The organism is Bounagaea algeriensis (assembly GCF_054491375.1).
The window spans coordinates 1,974,984-1,990,675 of record NZ_CM137102.1; the positions used below are offsets into that span (position 1 = coordinate 1,974,984).

The following is a 15,692-nucleotide window of genomic DNA, read 5'->3' on the forward strand; positions in this document are numbered from 1 at the left end:
CCTTCGTGGCACAACGGGATCGCCGCTCGCGGCGCGGAAGGGCGGAGTGATGAGGGGGACGGCCGGCGAAGCCTTCGAACTCGTGGGCGTGTCGAAGTCGTTTCCCGGTGTCCGAGCGCTGGATTCGGTCGATTTCGACCTGCATCCGGGTGAAGTCCACGTGCTGCTCGGGGAGAACGGTGCGGGCAAGAGCACCCTGATCAAGATGATGTCCGGAGTGCACCGCCCCTCGGCCGGGCAGATCCGCATCGGCGGGAAACAGGTCCGGCTGGCCGAACCCGAGCACGCCGGGCGGCTCGGCGTCGCAACGATCCACCAGGAGACGGCGCTGGTGCCCGAGTTGACTGTCGCGGAGAACATCTACCTGGGTCGCCCACCTCGCCGTTTCGGCATGGTCGACCGACGTGGCCTGCGCAGCAGGGCCGGCGAACTCGTCGAGCGCACCGGGCTCGCCTTGGACATCGACGCACGGGTCGGCGATCTCGGCGTCGCGCAGCGGCAGACGGTCGAAATCGCCAAGGCGTTGAGCCTGGATGCGCGGTACCTGATCATGGACGAACCCACCGCCGTGCTCAGCCGCTCGGAGGTCACCACGCTGTTCGCCCTCATCGAGGAGATGACGCGTCGCGGGGTGGCCATCGTCTTCATCTCGCACTTGCTCGACGAAGTCGCCGAGATCGGGAACCGCGCGACAGTTCTGCGCGATGGCGCGAAAGTCGCCGAAGTGCCTGCCGACACCGACACCGACGAGCTGGTGCGGTTGATGGTGGGCCGGGCTGTGCAGCAGCAGTACCCGGCTCGGCGCCGTTCCCCCGGACAGACCCGCCTCGAGGTGCGATCGCTGCGCAGGCGCGGAGTCCTGCGCGACGTCACCTTCACGGCGCGTGCGGGCGAGGTCGTCGGCATCGGAGGGCTGGTGGGGGCTGGCCGCACCGAGCTCGTCCGGGCGATCTTCGGCGCCGACCGCTACGACCACGGCGAGGTGCGGGTGGCCGGTCGTCCGGTGCGGCGCGGCGACATCGCGGCCTCCCGCGCGGCCGGGTTGGCCCTGATCCCGGAGGATCGCGGCAGCCAGGGCCTGGTCCTCGAGTCCTCCGTGGAGGAAAACCTGGGCCTGGCCACGCTGTCGGACCGCACCCGCGGCAGCCTGGTGGACTTGGCGGCGCAACGCAGCAGCGCGGAAAAGATCGTGCGGCAGTTGCGGATCCGCACCAGCGATCTCGGCCAGCGAGCAGCCACCCTCTCCGGGGGCAACCAGCAGAAGATCGTGATCGGCAAGTGGCTGCTGGCCCGCCCCGGTGTGCTCATCCTCGACGAACCAACGCGGGGCATCGACGTGGGCGCCCGGGCCGAGATCTACGAACTCATCGAGGAACTCGCCGCCGATGGCACGACGGTCATCGTCGTGAGCAGCGACCTGCCGGAACTGCTCGGCATCAGCGATCGGGTGCTCGTCATGGCGGACGGAAGGCTGCGTGGACAGCTGCATGCCGAGGAAGCGACGCAGGAGCGCGTGATGGCGCTCGCGGTCATGGACCAGGCCGGTGTGCGAGGAGGGGATAGCGGTGCCTGATCGCGAGGTTGTGGCCGAATCCGTCCAGGAGAAGACCTCGGCGAGGCCGGGCAGCGCACGTGCGCGCGGTGCGAACGCCTTCTGGCGCAACAGCGGGCCGGTGGGCGGCCTCGCCGTGCTCGTCCTGCTGCTGGCGCTGCTTTCGCCGGACTTCCTGACGGCCAACAACCTGCTCAACGTCGGTGTTCAGGCCTCGGTAACGGCGGTGCTGGCTTTCGGCATGACGTTCGTGATCGTCAGCGGCGGCATTGACCTGTCCGTCGGCAGCGTGGCCGGGCTCGCCGGGATCGCCACGGGGTGGGCGGTGAGCACCGCGGGCTTGCCGCTGTTGCTCGCGATCGTCATCGGGCTGGCCGCTGGAACGGGTGCCGGGCTGCTCAGCGGCGTGTTGATCACGGTGGGGCGCGTTCCGCCGTTCATCGCAACACTGGCCATGCTCAGCGTGGGGCGTGGGCTCGCACTGGTCCTCGCCGACGGCAGGCCGATCACGTTCGAGGGTTGGCTGGCGGATTTGGGCAGCGGCACCGTCTTCGGCGTGCTGCCCTACCCGGTCCTGGTCATGCTGGTGTTCGGGATGATCACCGCGTTCGTGCTGCGCCGTACCTACGCCGGCCGCGCCATGTACGCCATCGGCGGCAACCCCGAGGCCGCGCGGCTGTCCGGTATCAAGGTCACCCGACAGCGCCTGCTGATCTACGCGCTGTCCGGTGCCTTCGCCGCCGTAGCGGGAATTCTGCTCGCCGCCAGGCTGGCGTCCGCCCAGCCGGAGGCCGGTTCGGGGTACGAACTCGATGCCATCGCCGCGGTGGTGATCGGTGGTGCGAGCCTCAGCGGTGGTGCGGGCACCGCGCTGGGCACGTTCATCGGCGCGCTGATTCTCGCGGTGCTGCGCAACGGTCTGAACCTGCTGGACGTCTCGTCGTTCTGGCAACAGGTCGCCATCGGAGGCGTCATCGTGGCGGCGGTGCTGTTCGACACCCTGCGCCAGCGTCGCCGCGGATGCACCGCCCCCGCACTCCTGCGGACATCGGCCATGCGGCGCGCGACCGCGGTCACGCTGGTCTTGCTCGTGGCGGCAGCCGGATGGGGCGTCTACGAGCGGCAGCACTCCGCTGCGCTGAACGAACGCCCGGAGATCGCGCTGTCCCTGTCCACCTTGAACAACCCGTTCTTCGTGGACGTGCGTGCGGGCGCGCAGCAGGAGGCCGAGCGGCACGGTGTCGAGCTGACGATCACTGACGCGGGCGACGACGCCTCGGAGCAGGCCAACGCGGTGCAGAACGTGATAGCGCAGAACGCCGACGCGCTGGTCGTCAATCCGGTGGATTCCGACGCCGTCGTCCCTTCGGTCGAGGCCGCGAACACGGCGGGGATTCCGGTGGTCGGCTTGGACCGCGCGCCCGCCGGCGGCGAGGTGGTCACCACCGTGGCCTCGGACAACGTCGCAGGCGGCAAGCTCGCCGCACGACAACTGGCCAACACGGTGGGATCCGGGCCGATCGCGGTCATCGAAGGTGAGCCGGGAACCTCGGCGGCCCGCGAACGAGCCCGCGGATTCCGCTCGGAACTGCGGGAGCATCCGGAAATCCGCGTCGTCGCCTCCCAGCCGGCCGACTTCGACCGCACCAAGGCGCTCGACGTCATGCAGAACATTTCCCAGGCCCATCCCGAGATCGAAGGAGTGTTCGCGGCGAACGACGAGATGGCCCTCGGCGCGGTCAAAGCTCTCGGCGGCGAGGCCGGATCTGCCGTCCAGGTCGTCGGATTCGACGGCACACCGGAAGGGCTCGCGGCGGTGAAGACCGGTTCGATCAGCGCCGACATCGCCCAACAGCCCGAACTTCTCGGGAGGACCGCAGTGCAGGAGGCCGTGCGGGCAGCACGCGCGGAGCAGCCGCAGCCGGGGCCGCCGAACAGCGTCCCGGTCCGGGTGGTCACGCGCGAAACCGTGCAGGAATTCCTGCACGACCGGTGATCCCGGGGCGACCGGCAACGACCAGTCGCGAGTGGACGGTGCACGGGAAGGTCGTAGGCGGCCCGCGCCGTCACGGCCACGACCCCGGTGATGGGCGAGGGTGAGCGCAGGTGGCCGCTCTTCAGCGGGTGTGCACCGAGACCGCGTACGTGCCACCGGCGAATGGCGCACCCTCCCAGGTGGCGAAGCGTTCCGCGAAGGTGAGACCGGCGGCGGTGGCGTGCGCGTCGTGGTCCGCCAGCGAATAGCCCCGGTCGAGGCTGAACCCCGCGACGAGCCGCCCGCCCGGGGCCACGTGGCGCGCGGCGCCGGCGATGAGGGCGGGTTCCGTGCCCGGAGCGGTGAACAGGGGGACGTTGCCGGCCAGCACGACGAGGTCGAAGGATCGTTGCAGGTTGAGCTCGGCCAGATCGGACTGCACCCAGGTGATGTGCGGAGCCTGGCTGCGCGCGGTGGCCAGCATGGACGCGTCGACGTCGGTGCCGACCACCTCGATGCCGTGGCGGGCCAGTTCGATGGCGACCCGTCCGGTGCCGCACCCGGCGTCGAGGACGCTCGCGGGCGCGTAGGAGCGGACGAAGTCGGCTTCTCCGTGGATGTGCCGGCCCGCGGCCGCCAGGTCGTCGAACTGGCGCTGGTACTGGTCTCCGTTCCAGGACACGCGAACATCCTCTCAACGGCCGTGCCGGTTACGTGGCAACCGGGCACGCGGGTAACTGCTAAGGCTTGCGGGCCATGCCGGCCCAGTAGTAGGCGGCTTGTTCGGTCGTCGGTTCGATGTCGGGCCGCCGAGTTCGCGGTCGACGGCGTAGTTGTCCTTGCCGCTCAGCCAGTAGTTGTAGACGCGCGCTTCGTGCGGCACGCTGGTGTCGATCTCCGCGGACGGCGCAGCGGGCTCGTGGGACGCCACCATCATCACCTCGCGTGGGCGGGAACGGACGGCCGCGTGGATCATAGTGCAGTGGAACTGGCGTGCCAGCCCCTCCGTGCACGGCAGGTGGCCGCCGCGGGCGAGTTCGCCGGTCGCGCGTTTTCCGTCCGCAGTGGAGCGTCAGGGTGCCCTGGTGCTGCCTCCGCTGCGCGGCGCGGTGCTCCTGCGGTGCGCAACCGCGAGGCAGGCCGGTTCCGTTCGCGATGCTGATCGTGTGCAGCCTCACCGGCTCCGGTCGTCCTCGCGCAGTTCGGTGAGGCTGTGCACCAACTGCGGCAGCGTGCGCATGAGCGTGGTGCGCGCGCTTTGCTCCGGATTCTCCGCACCGGCCAGTACCGCGTCCTGCATCGCCGCCTCGAACTGGTCGAGCAGGATCTGCGTCAGGTGGGTCGTCTCCACCGAGAAGCGCAGGCCGATGGAGGCCATGGCCGTGTCGATGAGTTCGGCGAGCTGCTGCTGGAAGGCATGCTTGACGTCGAGGAAACGCGCGGCCACCTGCGATTCGCGCATCGCCAGCAGCCGGAACTCGGTGTTGAGCAGGCACCACTGGCGAGCTTCGGGCTGGCTGGCGAGCAGGTCGGCGAGGACTTCCTCGATGAGCTCGGGGCCGGGTTTGCCGGCGGCGCGTCGAAGTGGGGCGATCGCTTCGCGGAACTCCTCCCGCAGCGCCTGCAGGCGGGCGTGGTGCTCGCGTTCGATGAGCGCCAGGAACAGCTCTTCCTTGCTGTCGAAGTTCGAGTAGAAGGCGCCGCGGGTGAAGTCGGCGTCGTCGGTGATCGCCTCGATGGAAGTGCCGTTGATGCCGTGCGCGCCGAACTGCCGGTAGGCGGCGTCCAGCAGGCGTTCGCGCGTTCTGGCCCGGCGCGCGGTCTCGCGCGTGCGGGCGCTGTGGGGGCCGCCTGCGGGCGCCCCCGCCTTGTTCTTGCTCAACCCGCGCGTCCTCTCCTGCGGTGGTGCTCGAGCGCTCGAACGGAAAGCCATCCGGGAAGCCGTCATGGTATCCGATACAACCCTGTATCGGATACGCAGCCGCATCGGATACTCTTTCGTATCGAGCGCATCGAAGCGCTCGGCAGGGAACGCTGGCAGCGTTCTGCGTGCTCGGCATCGTCCGGTGTGACCGGCGGTAGGAGTTTGGCGTGTCGTCTTTTCTGCATTCACTCGGCCGCAGGGCCTTCGCGGCCCGCAAGACCGTCCTGGTGTTGTGGCTGCTCGTGCTCGCCCTCACCGGCAGCGCGGCCGGCCTGTTCAGCAAGGAGATGGACAACAACGTCACCATTCCCGGCACCGAGGCGCAGGAGGCGCTCGACCGGCTGTCGGTAACGTTCCCGTCCGCCAGCGGGGCCGCCGGGCAGGTCGTGGTGGTCGCGCCGGACGGTGGCACGGTGCGCGACCCGGCCGTGCAGCAGCAGGTCGAAACCGCCGTCGACGAGCTCGAGCAGATCGACCACGCCACGCAGGTCGTTTCGCCCTACGACGAGGACATGGGCGGCACGATCAGCGAGGACGACCGCGCCGGGCTGATCAACGTCCAGCTCGACGTGCAGGCCACCCAGGTCAGCGACCAGACCAAGAACGAGATCGCGCAGGCCACTGACCAGCTGCAACAGCGGCTGCCCGCAGGTGCCGAGGCCTCGCACGGCGGGGAGGTCTTCGCGCAGGAGTTCCCCGGGCTGAGCTTCGTCGAAGTCTTCGGGCTCATCATCGCGGTCGTCGTGCTGGTGGTCACCCTCGGATCGTTCGTCGCGGCCGGGATGCCGCTGGTCAACGCGCTCATCGGGGTGGGCATCTCCACCACGCTGATCCTGCTGGCCACGCTGATCGGCACGATCAACGCGACCACACCGATGCTGGCGCTGATGCTCGGGCTGGCCGTGGGCATCGACTACGCGCTGTTCGTCCTCTCCCGCCACCAGCAGGAACTCGGCGAGGGGATGTCCCCGCAGGAGGCCGCCGCGCGTTCGGTGGCCACGGCCGGATCGGCGGTGGTCTTCGCCGGGCTGACGGTGATGATCGCGCTCCTCGGCCTCGGCGTGGCCGGCATCCCGTTCCTGACCACGATGGGTGTGGCCGCCGCGGTCGCCGTCGGCATCGCCGTGCTGGTGACGCTCACGCTCGTGCCAGCCCTGCTGGGCTTCGCCGGCGAACGACTGCGTCCGCGTGCCCGAGCACGGCGGCGCAACGCCGCCAAGAAGCCCGTGGGAACCCGCTTCTTCTCCGGCTGGGTGCGCGCCGTGACGCGGTTCCCCGTGGTCACGGTGATCGCCGTCGTCGCCGTGCTCGGACTGGCCACGGTGCCCGCCGCCGGCCTGCGGCTGGCCCTGCCGGACGCCGGTGCGATGCCGAAGGACGACCCGGCGCGGGTGACCTACGACCTCGTCGCCGAGCACTTCCCGGAGGGCTACAACGGTCCGCTGGTCGTCAGCGCCAACATCGTCACCAGCGATGATCCGCTGGGTGTGATGAACGACCTGCAGTCCGAGATCGAACAGCTGCCCGGGGTGGCCGACGTGCCGCTGGCCACGCCGAACCCGACGGCCGACACCGGCATCGTGCAGGTCATGCCGGAGGGCGCCGCGGACTCGCAGCAGACCAAGCAGCTCGTCGAGGACATCCGCTCGCTGCGCGGCCACTTCCAGGACACCTACGGCGTCACGATCTCGGTCACCGGGTTCACCGCCATCGGCATCGACGTTTCCGAACAGCTCGGGCAGGCCCTGCTGCCGTTCGGCATCGTCGTGGTCGGCCTGTCGCTGGTCCTGCTGACCATGGTGTTCCGGTCGGTGGCCGTGCCGATCAAGGCGACGCTGGGCTACCTGCTCAGCATCGGCGCGTCGATGGGCCTGCTCAAGCTCGTCTTCCAGGACGGCTGGTTCGCCGGTGCGTTGGGCGTGGACAGCACCGGCCCGGTGATCAGCTTCATGCCGATCGTGCTCATGGGCGTGCTGTTCGGCCTGGCCATGGACTACGAGGTGTTCCTCGTGTCCCGGATGCGCGAGCAGTACGTGCACACCGGCGATGCGCGCGGCGCGATCAACACCGGCTTCGTCTCCTCCGCCAAGGTCGTCACCGCCGCCGCCGTGATCATGTTCGCGGTCTTCGCCGCGTTCGTGCCCGAAGGCGACGCCAACCTCAAACCGATCGCGTTCGGCTTGGCGGCAGGCGTGTTCATCGACGCCTTCATCGTGCGCATGACACTGGTGCCCGCGGTGCTCGCGCTGCTCGGTCGCCGCGCCTGGTGGATGCCGCGCCGCCTCGACCGGATGCTGCCCTCGTTCGACGTCGAAGGTGAGAACCTGCGCGAGGAGCTCGAACTGGCCGAATGGCCGCACCCGGGCGCCGACGACGCCGTGGCCTGCGGTGGGCTCGCACTGTCCGAACCCGACTCGGACGCGCCCGTCTACCGCGACGTGTCCTTCCGCCTGGCGAGGCAGGGCGTGCACGTGGTGCGCGGCCCGGACGAGGCCGCCGTCACCGCGGTTCTGCTCACCGTCTCCGGGCGGATCAAACCCGACGCGGGCAAGCTCAAAGTGCTCGGGATGGCGCTGCCGGCGCGGGCGTCGGCCGTGCGGTCCCGCGCGGCCTACGTCGATGTGGGCGAGGTCGGCGCGGAAGGCGTCGCCGAGGCGCTGCAGGAGAACCCGCGGCTGCTGGTGCTCGACCGCACCGACCGACTCGCCGACGCCGCCGCGCGTCGGCGCATCGGGCAGCTCGTCAGCAGTTCCCGCGCCGCCGTGCTGCTGGGCACGACGGGCACCGCGGAGGCGCGCGACATGCTGCCCGCCCACGTGCCGGCCGGTCTCACCGAGCTGTCCGGTGACCAGCAAGCACCGACCCGTGTCCTCCCCGACGCGATCCGCTAGAAAGCTGAGGTCCTCGCTGTGCGTGCGCTACGGAACGGCCGCTCCCGGCTGTCGATCTCGCTGACCCTCGTGGGCCTGCTGCTGGTCCCGGTGGCCATCACGGGTGTGCTGACCTGGGCACTGGGGCAGCCGGAAGACCGGATGGGCGGCGTGAAAGCGGCCATCGTCAACAACGACGAACCCGTCGAGGTCAACGGCCAGCTCACCCCGCTGGGGCGGCAGCTGTCGTCCAAGCTCGTCGGCAACGACATCGACGGCAACTACGACTGGGAAATCGCCAACTCCGAGACCGCCTCGGAGGGGCTGGACGACGGCACCTACACCGCCGTGGTGACCATCCCGGAGGGCTTCTCCGCAGCGGCCACGTCGTTCTCCGGGGAACCGGGCCAAGCCGAGAAGGCCACGATCGACGTGAGCACCGGCGAGCGCAGCAAACCGGCGGACGAAGCGATCAGCCGCGAGGTCACCCAAACCGCCACCCAGCTGCTCGGCGACCAGCTGACCACCACCTACCTGGACAACCTCTACATCGGGTTCAACACCCTGGGCGACCAGCTCGGCGATGCCGCCGACGGCGCCACCTCCCTGGCCGACGGCGCCCAGCAGCTCTCCGACGGCACGGGTCAGCTCGCCGACGGTGCCGACGAGCTGGCCGGCGGCACGCGCGAGCTGGCCAACGGCCTCGGGCAGCTCGACGGCGGTGCCAGCCAGCTCTCGCAAGGCACGAGCGGGCTCGCCGACGGGCTCGCCCAGCTGCAGGAGCAGACCGCCCAGCTGCCGCAGCAGGTCGGCACGCTGGCCGACGTCTCCGCGCAGGAGAACGAGGGAGTGCGGCAGATCAACACCCAGCTGCAGACCATGTCGCAGGACCTGTCCGAGATGTCCGAGCAGTGTCCACCCGGGACCCTGCCGATCTGCAACAAGATCGCCGTGCAGTCCGCCAAGGCCAAGGCCCTCAGTGACGGTGCCGGCCAGGTCCAGCAGGCCAGCGACGGCATTTCCACCGGACTCGACGGGCTCGCCGGGCGCAGCCCCGAATCCGGCGGCGGCCTGCCCGCCCTCGCCGGCGGTGTCGGCCAGCTCGCCAAGGGCGCGCAGCAGCTCGACGGCGGCGCCGGCCAGCTGTCCGAAGGTCTGTCCCAGACCACCGGCGGTGCCGGCCAGCTCGCCGACGGCGCGGACCAGCTCGCCGGCGGCCTGCGGGAGCTCGACGGTGGCGCCGACCAGCTCGGCAACGGTTCCGAGCAGCTCAGCCAGGGGTTGCACACCGCCGTCGAGGAAATGCCCAGCTATCCCGACGGCGAACGCGATCAGCTCGCCCGCACCGTGGCCGATCCGGTCACGACCGCCGACGAGAACGACGGTCTCGGCATCGGCAACTCGGGCATGCCGCTGTACGCCGTGCTGGCGCTGTGGATCGGTGCGCTGGCCGCGTTCCTCGTGCTGCGCGCACTGCCCGAGGGCGTGCTGCGCTCCACCCGCTCGGCGCCGCGGCTGCTGCTGGGCCGGTTCACCCTGCCCGCCGGGCTCGCCGTCGTGCAGGGGTTGCTGGTCACCGCGGTGCTGGGCGTCGCGCAGGACCTCTCGGTCGGGCAGTGGTTCAGCGCCGCAGGCCTGCTCGTCCTCGCGGCCGTGGCGTTCACCGCGGTCAACCAGGCGCTGGCGGCCGCGTTCGGCGGGGCCGGACGGTTCCTGTCGATGCTCGTGGCGGTGGTTGCTGTGGCCACCGGGGTGATCGCCGCCGTACCGCAGGTGCTCGGCAGCATCGCCGGAATGCTGCCGACCGGACCGGCCACGCAGGGCCTGCGCGCGATCGTGGAAGGCTCGAGCGTCTCAGCGGGAGGCGTCGTGGCCCTGGTGCTGTGGCTCGTGGCCGGCCTGGTGATCAGCTGCCTGGTCGTGGAGCGCAGCCGCACCGTCCGGGCGGCGGAGCTGCGGTCCGGCGGCAGGCTCCGCGGTGCGGCCGGCGCCGCCTGAGGAGGACTGCGTTGGGTTGTTTTGCCCGCTGAGGGTGGATGGTTGGGGGCAGCTGGGCAGGAGAACCCCCGGTGGGCCCGGTTGCTCGCGTGATCCCTCGACGCTGCCGCGTCGAGACGGAGAACGCGCGAGGACCGCTGCTGCGGGGCCAAGCCGGGAGGGCTACTTCAGTCCGCCGGACTCGGACGTGTCGGCTTGGCGTGCGCGATGATCGCGTAGATTCCGAGCACAGCGACGACCATGAGCACGATCGACCAGAACACGCCGGCGGGCAGGGCCAGGTTGTTCAAGAAGCTCAAGGCGAGCAGCACACCGCCGAGGATGCGTGCCCACAACTGCCCGAACCACACGCCGATCGCTGCAGCGAGGAGCAGCACGCCGGTGACGAGGAATCCCCATCCGTAGGCGCGGTAGTCAGCCAGCACCGGTGTGGAGGCGAGGTCGAGCCCCTGGGTGCGTGCCACCGCGGTGATACCTGCCATCGCATGCAGGACGCCGATGGCAACGAGGACCAAGGCGCCCAACGCGTGCCACATGCGGTGCCCGCTCCACATGGCCCCGCGCGTCAGACTCGTGCTCATCGCAACCCTCCGTCGGTGATGTGGTGCTCGGTTTCGGCTGCGGCACCCGTGTCGGTGCAAGCGATCCCAGTCGCCGCGACAGTGCCCGCCGATTTCCACGATGCGCCCGCCGAGCGCGCCGCGTTAGAGGAAATGGGCCCGGCCGTCTGGCTCAGAGCCTCCTCCCAGCTGCATCACGCCCCAACCCGGCCTGGTGCTCCCGAAACTGACCTTCCCCGCTGGACCGGACGCTCGAGTTGATCGGAGTGTCCGCGTGACCGGAGGGCAACGACGAATGGACACAGCCCGGGTCCATTCGCGCGCTTCGTGTTCAGCCTGCTGCGGGCCTGGTGGCCGTTCGGCCCGCCGCACCCGGGTGTGCAACTGCGTATGCCGTTGCTGCACCGTGGCGGCTTCCTCCAGTAGCACCGCCTGTGCGATCGCGCCGTCACTCCAGTCGGCCTGGGTGAAGACCTCGCCACCGAGCTGCCCCACCGTCCCGCCGACAGCACGATCACCATCTCCTCGGGCCGGAACCGGGGGCAGAACAGGGCCCGGGTCGGTTGAGCGCCGACACGGACGATCTGAAAAATGCCAGCTCACCGGAACCTGACGACGCACGTCCTGTGAGCTGTATGGGCAGCTGCAGCTCAGGTCGACCTGCTCGTGCTGAGCCCAGGGCCGATACCGGCATCACCGTCGGCCGCATGCTCGTGTCCCCCGGAGTTGGGGTTGCGTGGCTATTGCTCCGTGGCGAGACGCTGCAACGTGGGGATCAACTGCTCCGCGCTGACCGTGTCGAGATGCACCTCGGCCACGCGGTGGTGCCGGTCCAGCACGATGGTGAGCGGCACCACCGACAGCGGGATGCCGTCGAAGGCGAGCATGCTTTTGCCCGACGGGTCGTAGAGCGAGGGGTAGGGCACGTCGTAGTTGCGCAGGAAGTCGGTCGCCGCTCCCTGGTCGTCGCGCACGTTGACGCCGAGCAACTGCACCGGATCGTCGCGGGTGGCGTGTGCCGCCTCGACCAGCTCGGGCATCTCTGCCCGGCACGGGCCGCACCAGGAGCCCCACACGTTGAGGACGAGCGCTTGGCCCGATACTGGCCCTTGGTGATCTCCTTTTCGGGCTGGGTCACGCTGGGCCCGGAGAAGTCCCCGACGGTGCCGCGGCTTTCGGGCGGGTTGTAGGAAAATCGTGTCTCCCCTCCGGGCGAGACGAAGGAGAACGTTCCCCGGTCCTGAGGCTCGGAATGTCCCGCGCATCCGGTCAGCACCAGCACGACGCTCATGAGCACGGCGGCGAGTGCTCCACGAGCGCGCCGGTGCGGGATCGTGTTCGGTTGCGTCTTGCTCGCGAAGTAGTGATGCAGCCTCGAGCGGCCGCCTGCACGCGGAGGTTCTCGGGGTGGTGACGAGCTGCCGTTCCGGAGCGGAGGAGCTCGTCACCACGCCGATGTGCTGTGCGCACCGGTGACGCCCCGGTGAGCGTGGCGGTACGGTTCGCGGCGTGGATCTGCGGCTGGTCGAGTACTTCATCGCGGTGATCGACCACGGCGGCATCACCCGGGCCGCGCGGGCGCTCTACATCGCCCAACCTTCGCTCTCGCAGGCGGTCCGCGCGCTGGAACGCCAGCTCGGCGTGCGCCTGTTCGACCGCTCCGGCGGGCGGCTCACCCTCACCCCGGACGGGGAAGCGTTCGAAGGCCCCGCGCGCAAGATCCTCGCCGATGCGGAGCTGGCCAGGTCCAGGGTGCAGTCCGTGCGTGACCTGCACGCGGGGCGGTTGGAGATCAGCGCCCTGTCGACGCTGTCGGTGGACCCGCTGCCGGACCTGACCAGCAGGCTGCGCCAGCAGCACCCGGCGATCATGCTCAACGTGCTGGACCCGGGAAGTGCAGCCGGGGTGCTCGAACACGTCCGACGGGGTGAAGCCGAGCTGGGGCTGACGGCACTGCCCGTGCGCAGCGACACGCTGCTGACCCGGGAAGTGGGCGAGCAGGAGATCGTGCTCGCGCTGCCGCACCACTTGGCCGCCGACCTGCCGGACCCGGTGCCGCTCGAGCAGGTCGCCACCGTTCCGCTCGTCGTGGAGGTCTCCGAGGCGGGAGGCCGGGTCCCGGTGGACGAGGCGCTGCGAGGTGTGGCCGAACGGGTCGCGGTGGAATGCGCGCACCGGCAGGCCGTGTGGGACCTGGTCATGCACGGGGCGGGGGCGACGTTCCTGCCGCGCGGCGTCGCTGAGAACGCCCTGCGCGGCGTGCTCGTGCGGTCGCTGGTGCCGCCGGTCCTCCGCACGATCGGCTTCGTGCACCGCGCGGGCCCGCTTTCGCCCGCGGCGACGGCGCTGCTCGACGTGGCTGCAGCTACCCGGGCGCAGCGTCGCTAGCCATGTCCACGAACGCCCGGCCGGCCGGGGACAGCGCCGCCGCGTCGTAGACGAGGCCGTAGGCACGGCTGAGCGGCGGCTCGGTGTCCCGGATGACGGCGCCGTGCTGCGCTGCCTCTTCGGCCATCGAACGTTCCAGGAACGTCGCCCCGACCCCGGCGAAGACGAAGGGCAGGCGCGCTTCCCGGTGCTGGATGACCACTGCCGGACGCAGTTTGCGCCCGGCGGCGGCGATCGTGGACTCGATCGCCGCCGCTTGCGACCCCCCGCGCGGCACGATCACGTGCGGCACGTCGGGCAGCGCCGCCAGCGGCAGCGGATCCTCCGGCGGTACCGACGAACCGGGCGGGAACACGAGCCGCCACTGCTGCACACCGAGTTCGTGCACCGTCAGGTCCGCACCGTCGGCCACGGGCAGGTGGCAGACCACGATCTCGCAGTGCCCGTCGCGGATCAACGACGCGATCGCCGCCTCGTCGTGCAGATCGGCGATGCGCACGAGCACCGCGGGGAACTCCTGGCGGAACGCCCCGACCAGCGGTGCCACCGGGTCCGGGGACAGCGCCGAGAACGTGGCGATGTCCAACCGGCCGCGCGGCCGGCCCGCGGCGTCGGCCAGTGACCCCTCGGCGGTGACGACGCTGCGCAGCATCCTGCGCGCCGGCCCGATGAGGGCGTGCCCGGCCGATGTCAGCACCATGCCCCGGCCGACCCGGTGGAACAGCTCCGCGTCGAGCTCGCGCTCCAGACTGCGGATGGCCTGCGAAACCGTCGGCTGGGCGAGTCCGAGCGCGGCCGAAGCGGTGTTGATCCCCTCGTGGTCGACCACCGCGAGGAAGTGCTCGATCTGGTGCAGGTGCATCACGGCGACCGTACTGCCGAGCGCACGTGCCAGGCACCGGGCAAGCTCCTCACCTGGGCGCATAGGCAGCGGCATTCGGCGCGTTCCCACCTCCGTCTTTGACCGGGTGGCGGAGATCACAGATCGTCGGTAGCAGCTGCGCGCCAGCGCAGCGGTGGCCGCGACGGACGGACCGGCCCCGCCGTCGCAGTCACCGGCTCTCACGCCCGCCGAGGGAGATGGCCGATGTCCACACCCGAAGCGCAGGCACCGCCGAGCAACGACACCGGTGTCGCCGCGGAACCGAGGACGAAAGCCTGGGGATTCACCGGGATCCTCGTGCTGCTCTACATCGTGAACTGGGGCGACAAGGCCGTGCTGGGCATCGTGGCCCAGCCGATGGCCGCGGAGATCGGGCTGTCGGCCTCGCAGATCGGCCTGGTGGGCAGTTCGTTCTTCCTCACCTTCACCGTCGGCGGGTTCTTCGCCGGGGTGCTCGACAAGTACATGACGCTGCGGTGGTCGCTGGCGGCGATGGCGCTGGCCTGGTCGGTGGCGATGCTGCCGGTCGTCTTCGCCGCTACCTTCGCCGTGCTGCTGGTCAGCCGCATGTTCCTCGGACTGACCGAGGGGCCGTGTTCCGCGCTGGTGCACACCGGGACCTACTCGTGGCACCCGCGGGAGAAGCGCGGGCTGCCCTCGGCCTGCATCACCGCCGGTGCCTCCATCGCCAAGGTGGCCGTGGCCCCCGCGCTGACGCTCGTGGTGGCGATGTGGGACTGGCGCGCCGCGTTCCTGGCGCTGGCCGCGGTGGGTGTGCTGTGGTGCGCGGTCTGGCTGCCGACGTGGCAGGCCGGCCCCTACGGCGACGACACCACCGACACCGCGATGCGCGAAGACTCCGCGGGCTCGCACGTGCCGTGGGTGCGGATCATGACCGCCCCCAGCTTCCTCGGCGGGGCGCTGGCGACGTTCGCGATGTACACGCTGGTCAGCGTCGTGCTGACCTGGTTGCCGTCGTACTTCGAAGTCGGACTCGGGTACTCGCGGGTGCAGGCGGGCGCGATGTTCGGCTTCCCCAGCATCGCCAGCCTCGGATTGCTGTTCGTGCTGTCGTTCTTCAGCGACCGGCTCATCGCCCGCGGGGCGACCTCGCGTTTGCTGCGCGGGGTGCTGCCCGCGGTCGCACTGCTCATCTGCGGACTGGCGATGGCGGTGCTGCCCTATCTCGGCATCCCGTGGCTCGCGGTGGTCGTCGTATCCGTCGGGTACGGCTTCGGTGCCAGCATCTTCCCGCTGGTCAACGCCGGCGTCTCCGAAATCGTGCCGCCGCGGCAACTCGCGGGCACGCTGGGCGTGTTCCTCGCCATCATGTCGACCGGCGGGCTCGTCGGGCCCTACCTCACCGGCGTCATCGTCGACGCCGCCGGCACACCCGCCGCGGGTTACGCCACCGCCTTCCAGGTGTTCGGCCTCATCGCGCTCGTCGGCGGGGCGATCGCGCTGCTGACCGTCAACCCGGAACGGGACAAACGACGGCTGCTCGGCGGGACCGCACACGCCCCTGCGGGCAGCTGAACCCGG

Annotated in this window: 12 protein-coding genes; 6 read left to right on the plus strand and 6 right to left on the minus strand. The window is 70.4% G+C overall.

Features of this window, described 5'->3' with window-relative positions:
- Window positions 1-49 precede the first annotated feature (49 nt).
- On the plus strand, window positions 50-1,573 hold the full coding sequence (locus ACVGV2_RS08925) for a sugar ABC transporter ATP-binding protein (protein WP_459165931.1): 1,524 nt from the start codon (window positions 50-52) through the stop codon (window positions 1,571-1,573).
- Window positions 1,566-3,548 carry an ABC transporter permease/substrate-binding protein gene (locus ACVGV2_RS08930; protein ID WP_459165579.1) on the plus strand — a complete coding sequence of 661 codons (1,983 nt, stop codon included), beginning with the start codon at window positions 1,566-1,568 and terminating at the stop codon, window positions 3,546-3,548. The genes ACVGV2_RS08925 and ACVGV2_RS08930 overlap by 8 nt, the downstream gene beginning before the upstream one ends.
- A gap of 121 nt (window positions 3,549-3,669) precedes the next feature.
- Here the strand turns inward: ACVGV2_RS08930 and ACVGV2_RS08935 are convergent, their stop codons facing one another.
- From ACVGV2_RS08935 to ACVGV2_RS08945, 3 genes are all read right to left on the minus strand, one after another.
- Complete coding sequence (locus ACVGV2_RS08935; protein ID WP_459165580.1) at window positions 3,670-4,209, minus strand: class I SAM-dependent methyltransferase; 540 nt, start codon at window positions 4,207-4,209, stop codon at window positions 3,670-3,672.
- A 12-nt stretch (window positions 4,210-4,221) separates the two neighbouring features.
- Window positions 4,222-4,503 carry an SAM-dependent methyltransferase gene (locus ACVGV2_RS08940; RefSeq protein WP_459165581.1) on the minus strand — a complete coding sequence of 94 codons (282 nt, stop codon included), beginning with the start codon at window positions 4,501-4,503 and terminating at the stop codon, window positions 4,222-4,224.
- Window positions 4,504-4,701: 198 nt separating this feature from the next.
- Window positions 4,702-5,409 (minus strand): TetR/AcrR family transcriptional regulator, encoded by a 708-nt coding sequence (locus ACVGV2_RS08945; RefSeq protein WP_459165582.1) that lies wholly within the window; start codon window positions 5,407-5,409, stop codon window positions 4,702-4,704.
- Window positions 5,410-5,618: 209 nt separating this feature from the next.
- On the opposite strand from ACVGV2_RS08945, the gene ACVGV2_RS08950 reads away from it, so the two are divergent.
- Window positions 5,619-8,342 carry an MMPL family transporter gene (locus ACVGV2_RS08950; RefSeq protein ID WP_459165583.1) on the plus strand — a complete coding sequence of 908 codons (2,724 nt, stop codon included), beginning with the start codon at window positions 5,619-5,621 and terminating at the stop codon, window positions 8,340-8,342.
- Window positions 8,343-8,360: 18 nt separating this feature from the next.
- Window positions 8,361-10,319, plus strand: coding sequence for a YhgE/Pip family protein (locus tag ACVGV2_RS08955; RefSeq protein WP_459165584.1), 1,959 nt, complete (start codon window positions 8,361-8,363; stop codon window positions 10,317-10,319).
- 167 nt (window positions 10,320-10,486) lie between these two features.
- Here ACVGV2_RS08955 and ACVGV2_RS08960 read toward each other — a convergent pair whose 3' ends face one another.
- The gene (locus tag ACVGV2_RS08960; RefSeq protein ID WP_459165585.1) at window positions 10,487-10,900 is read right to left on the minus strand and encodes a DUF7144 family membrane protein; all 414 of its coding nucleotides are present in this window, start codon (window positions 10,898-10,900) and stop codon (window positions 10,487-10,489) included.
- Window positions 10,901-11,619: 719 nt separating this feature from the next.
- Complete coding sequence (locus ACVGV2_RS08965) at window positions 11,620-12,441, minus strand: TlpA disulfide reductase family protein (RefSeq protein ID WP_459165586.1); 822 nt, start codon at window positions 12,439-12,441, stop codon at window positions 11,620-11,622.
- On the opposite strand from ACVGV2_RS08965, the gene ACVGV2_RS08970 reads away from it, so the two are divergent.
- A complete protein-coding gene (locus tag ACVGV2_RS08970) occupies window positions 12,389-13,267 on the plus strand; it encodes a LysR family transcriptional regulator (protein ID WP_459165587.1) in 879 nt (292 codons plus the stop codon). The genes ACVGV2_RS08965 and ACVGV2_RS08970 overlap by 53 nt on opposite strands.
- Here ACVGV2_RS08970 and ACVGV2_RS08975 read toward each other — a convergent pair.
- On the minus strand, window positions 13,245-14,129 hold the full coding sequence (locus ACVGV2_RS08975) for a LysR family transcriptional regulator (protein WP_459165588.1): 885 nt from the start codon (window positions 14,127-14,129) through the stop codon (window positions 13,245-13,247). The genes ACVGV2_RS08970 and ACVGV2_RS08975 overlap by 23 nt on opposite strands.
- A gap of 225 nt (window positions 14,130-14,354) precedes the next feature.
- Between ACVGV2_RS08975 and ACVGV2_RS08980 the strand changes: the two genes are divergently transcribed.
- On the plus strand, window positions 14,355-15,686 hold the full coding sequence (locus ACVGV2_RS08980) for an MFS transporter (protein WP_459165589.1): 1,332 nt from the start codon (window positions 14,355-14,357) through the stop codon (window positions 15,684-15,686).
- Window positions 15,687-15,692: the final 6 nt, after the last annotated feature.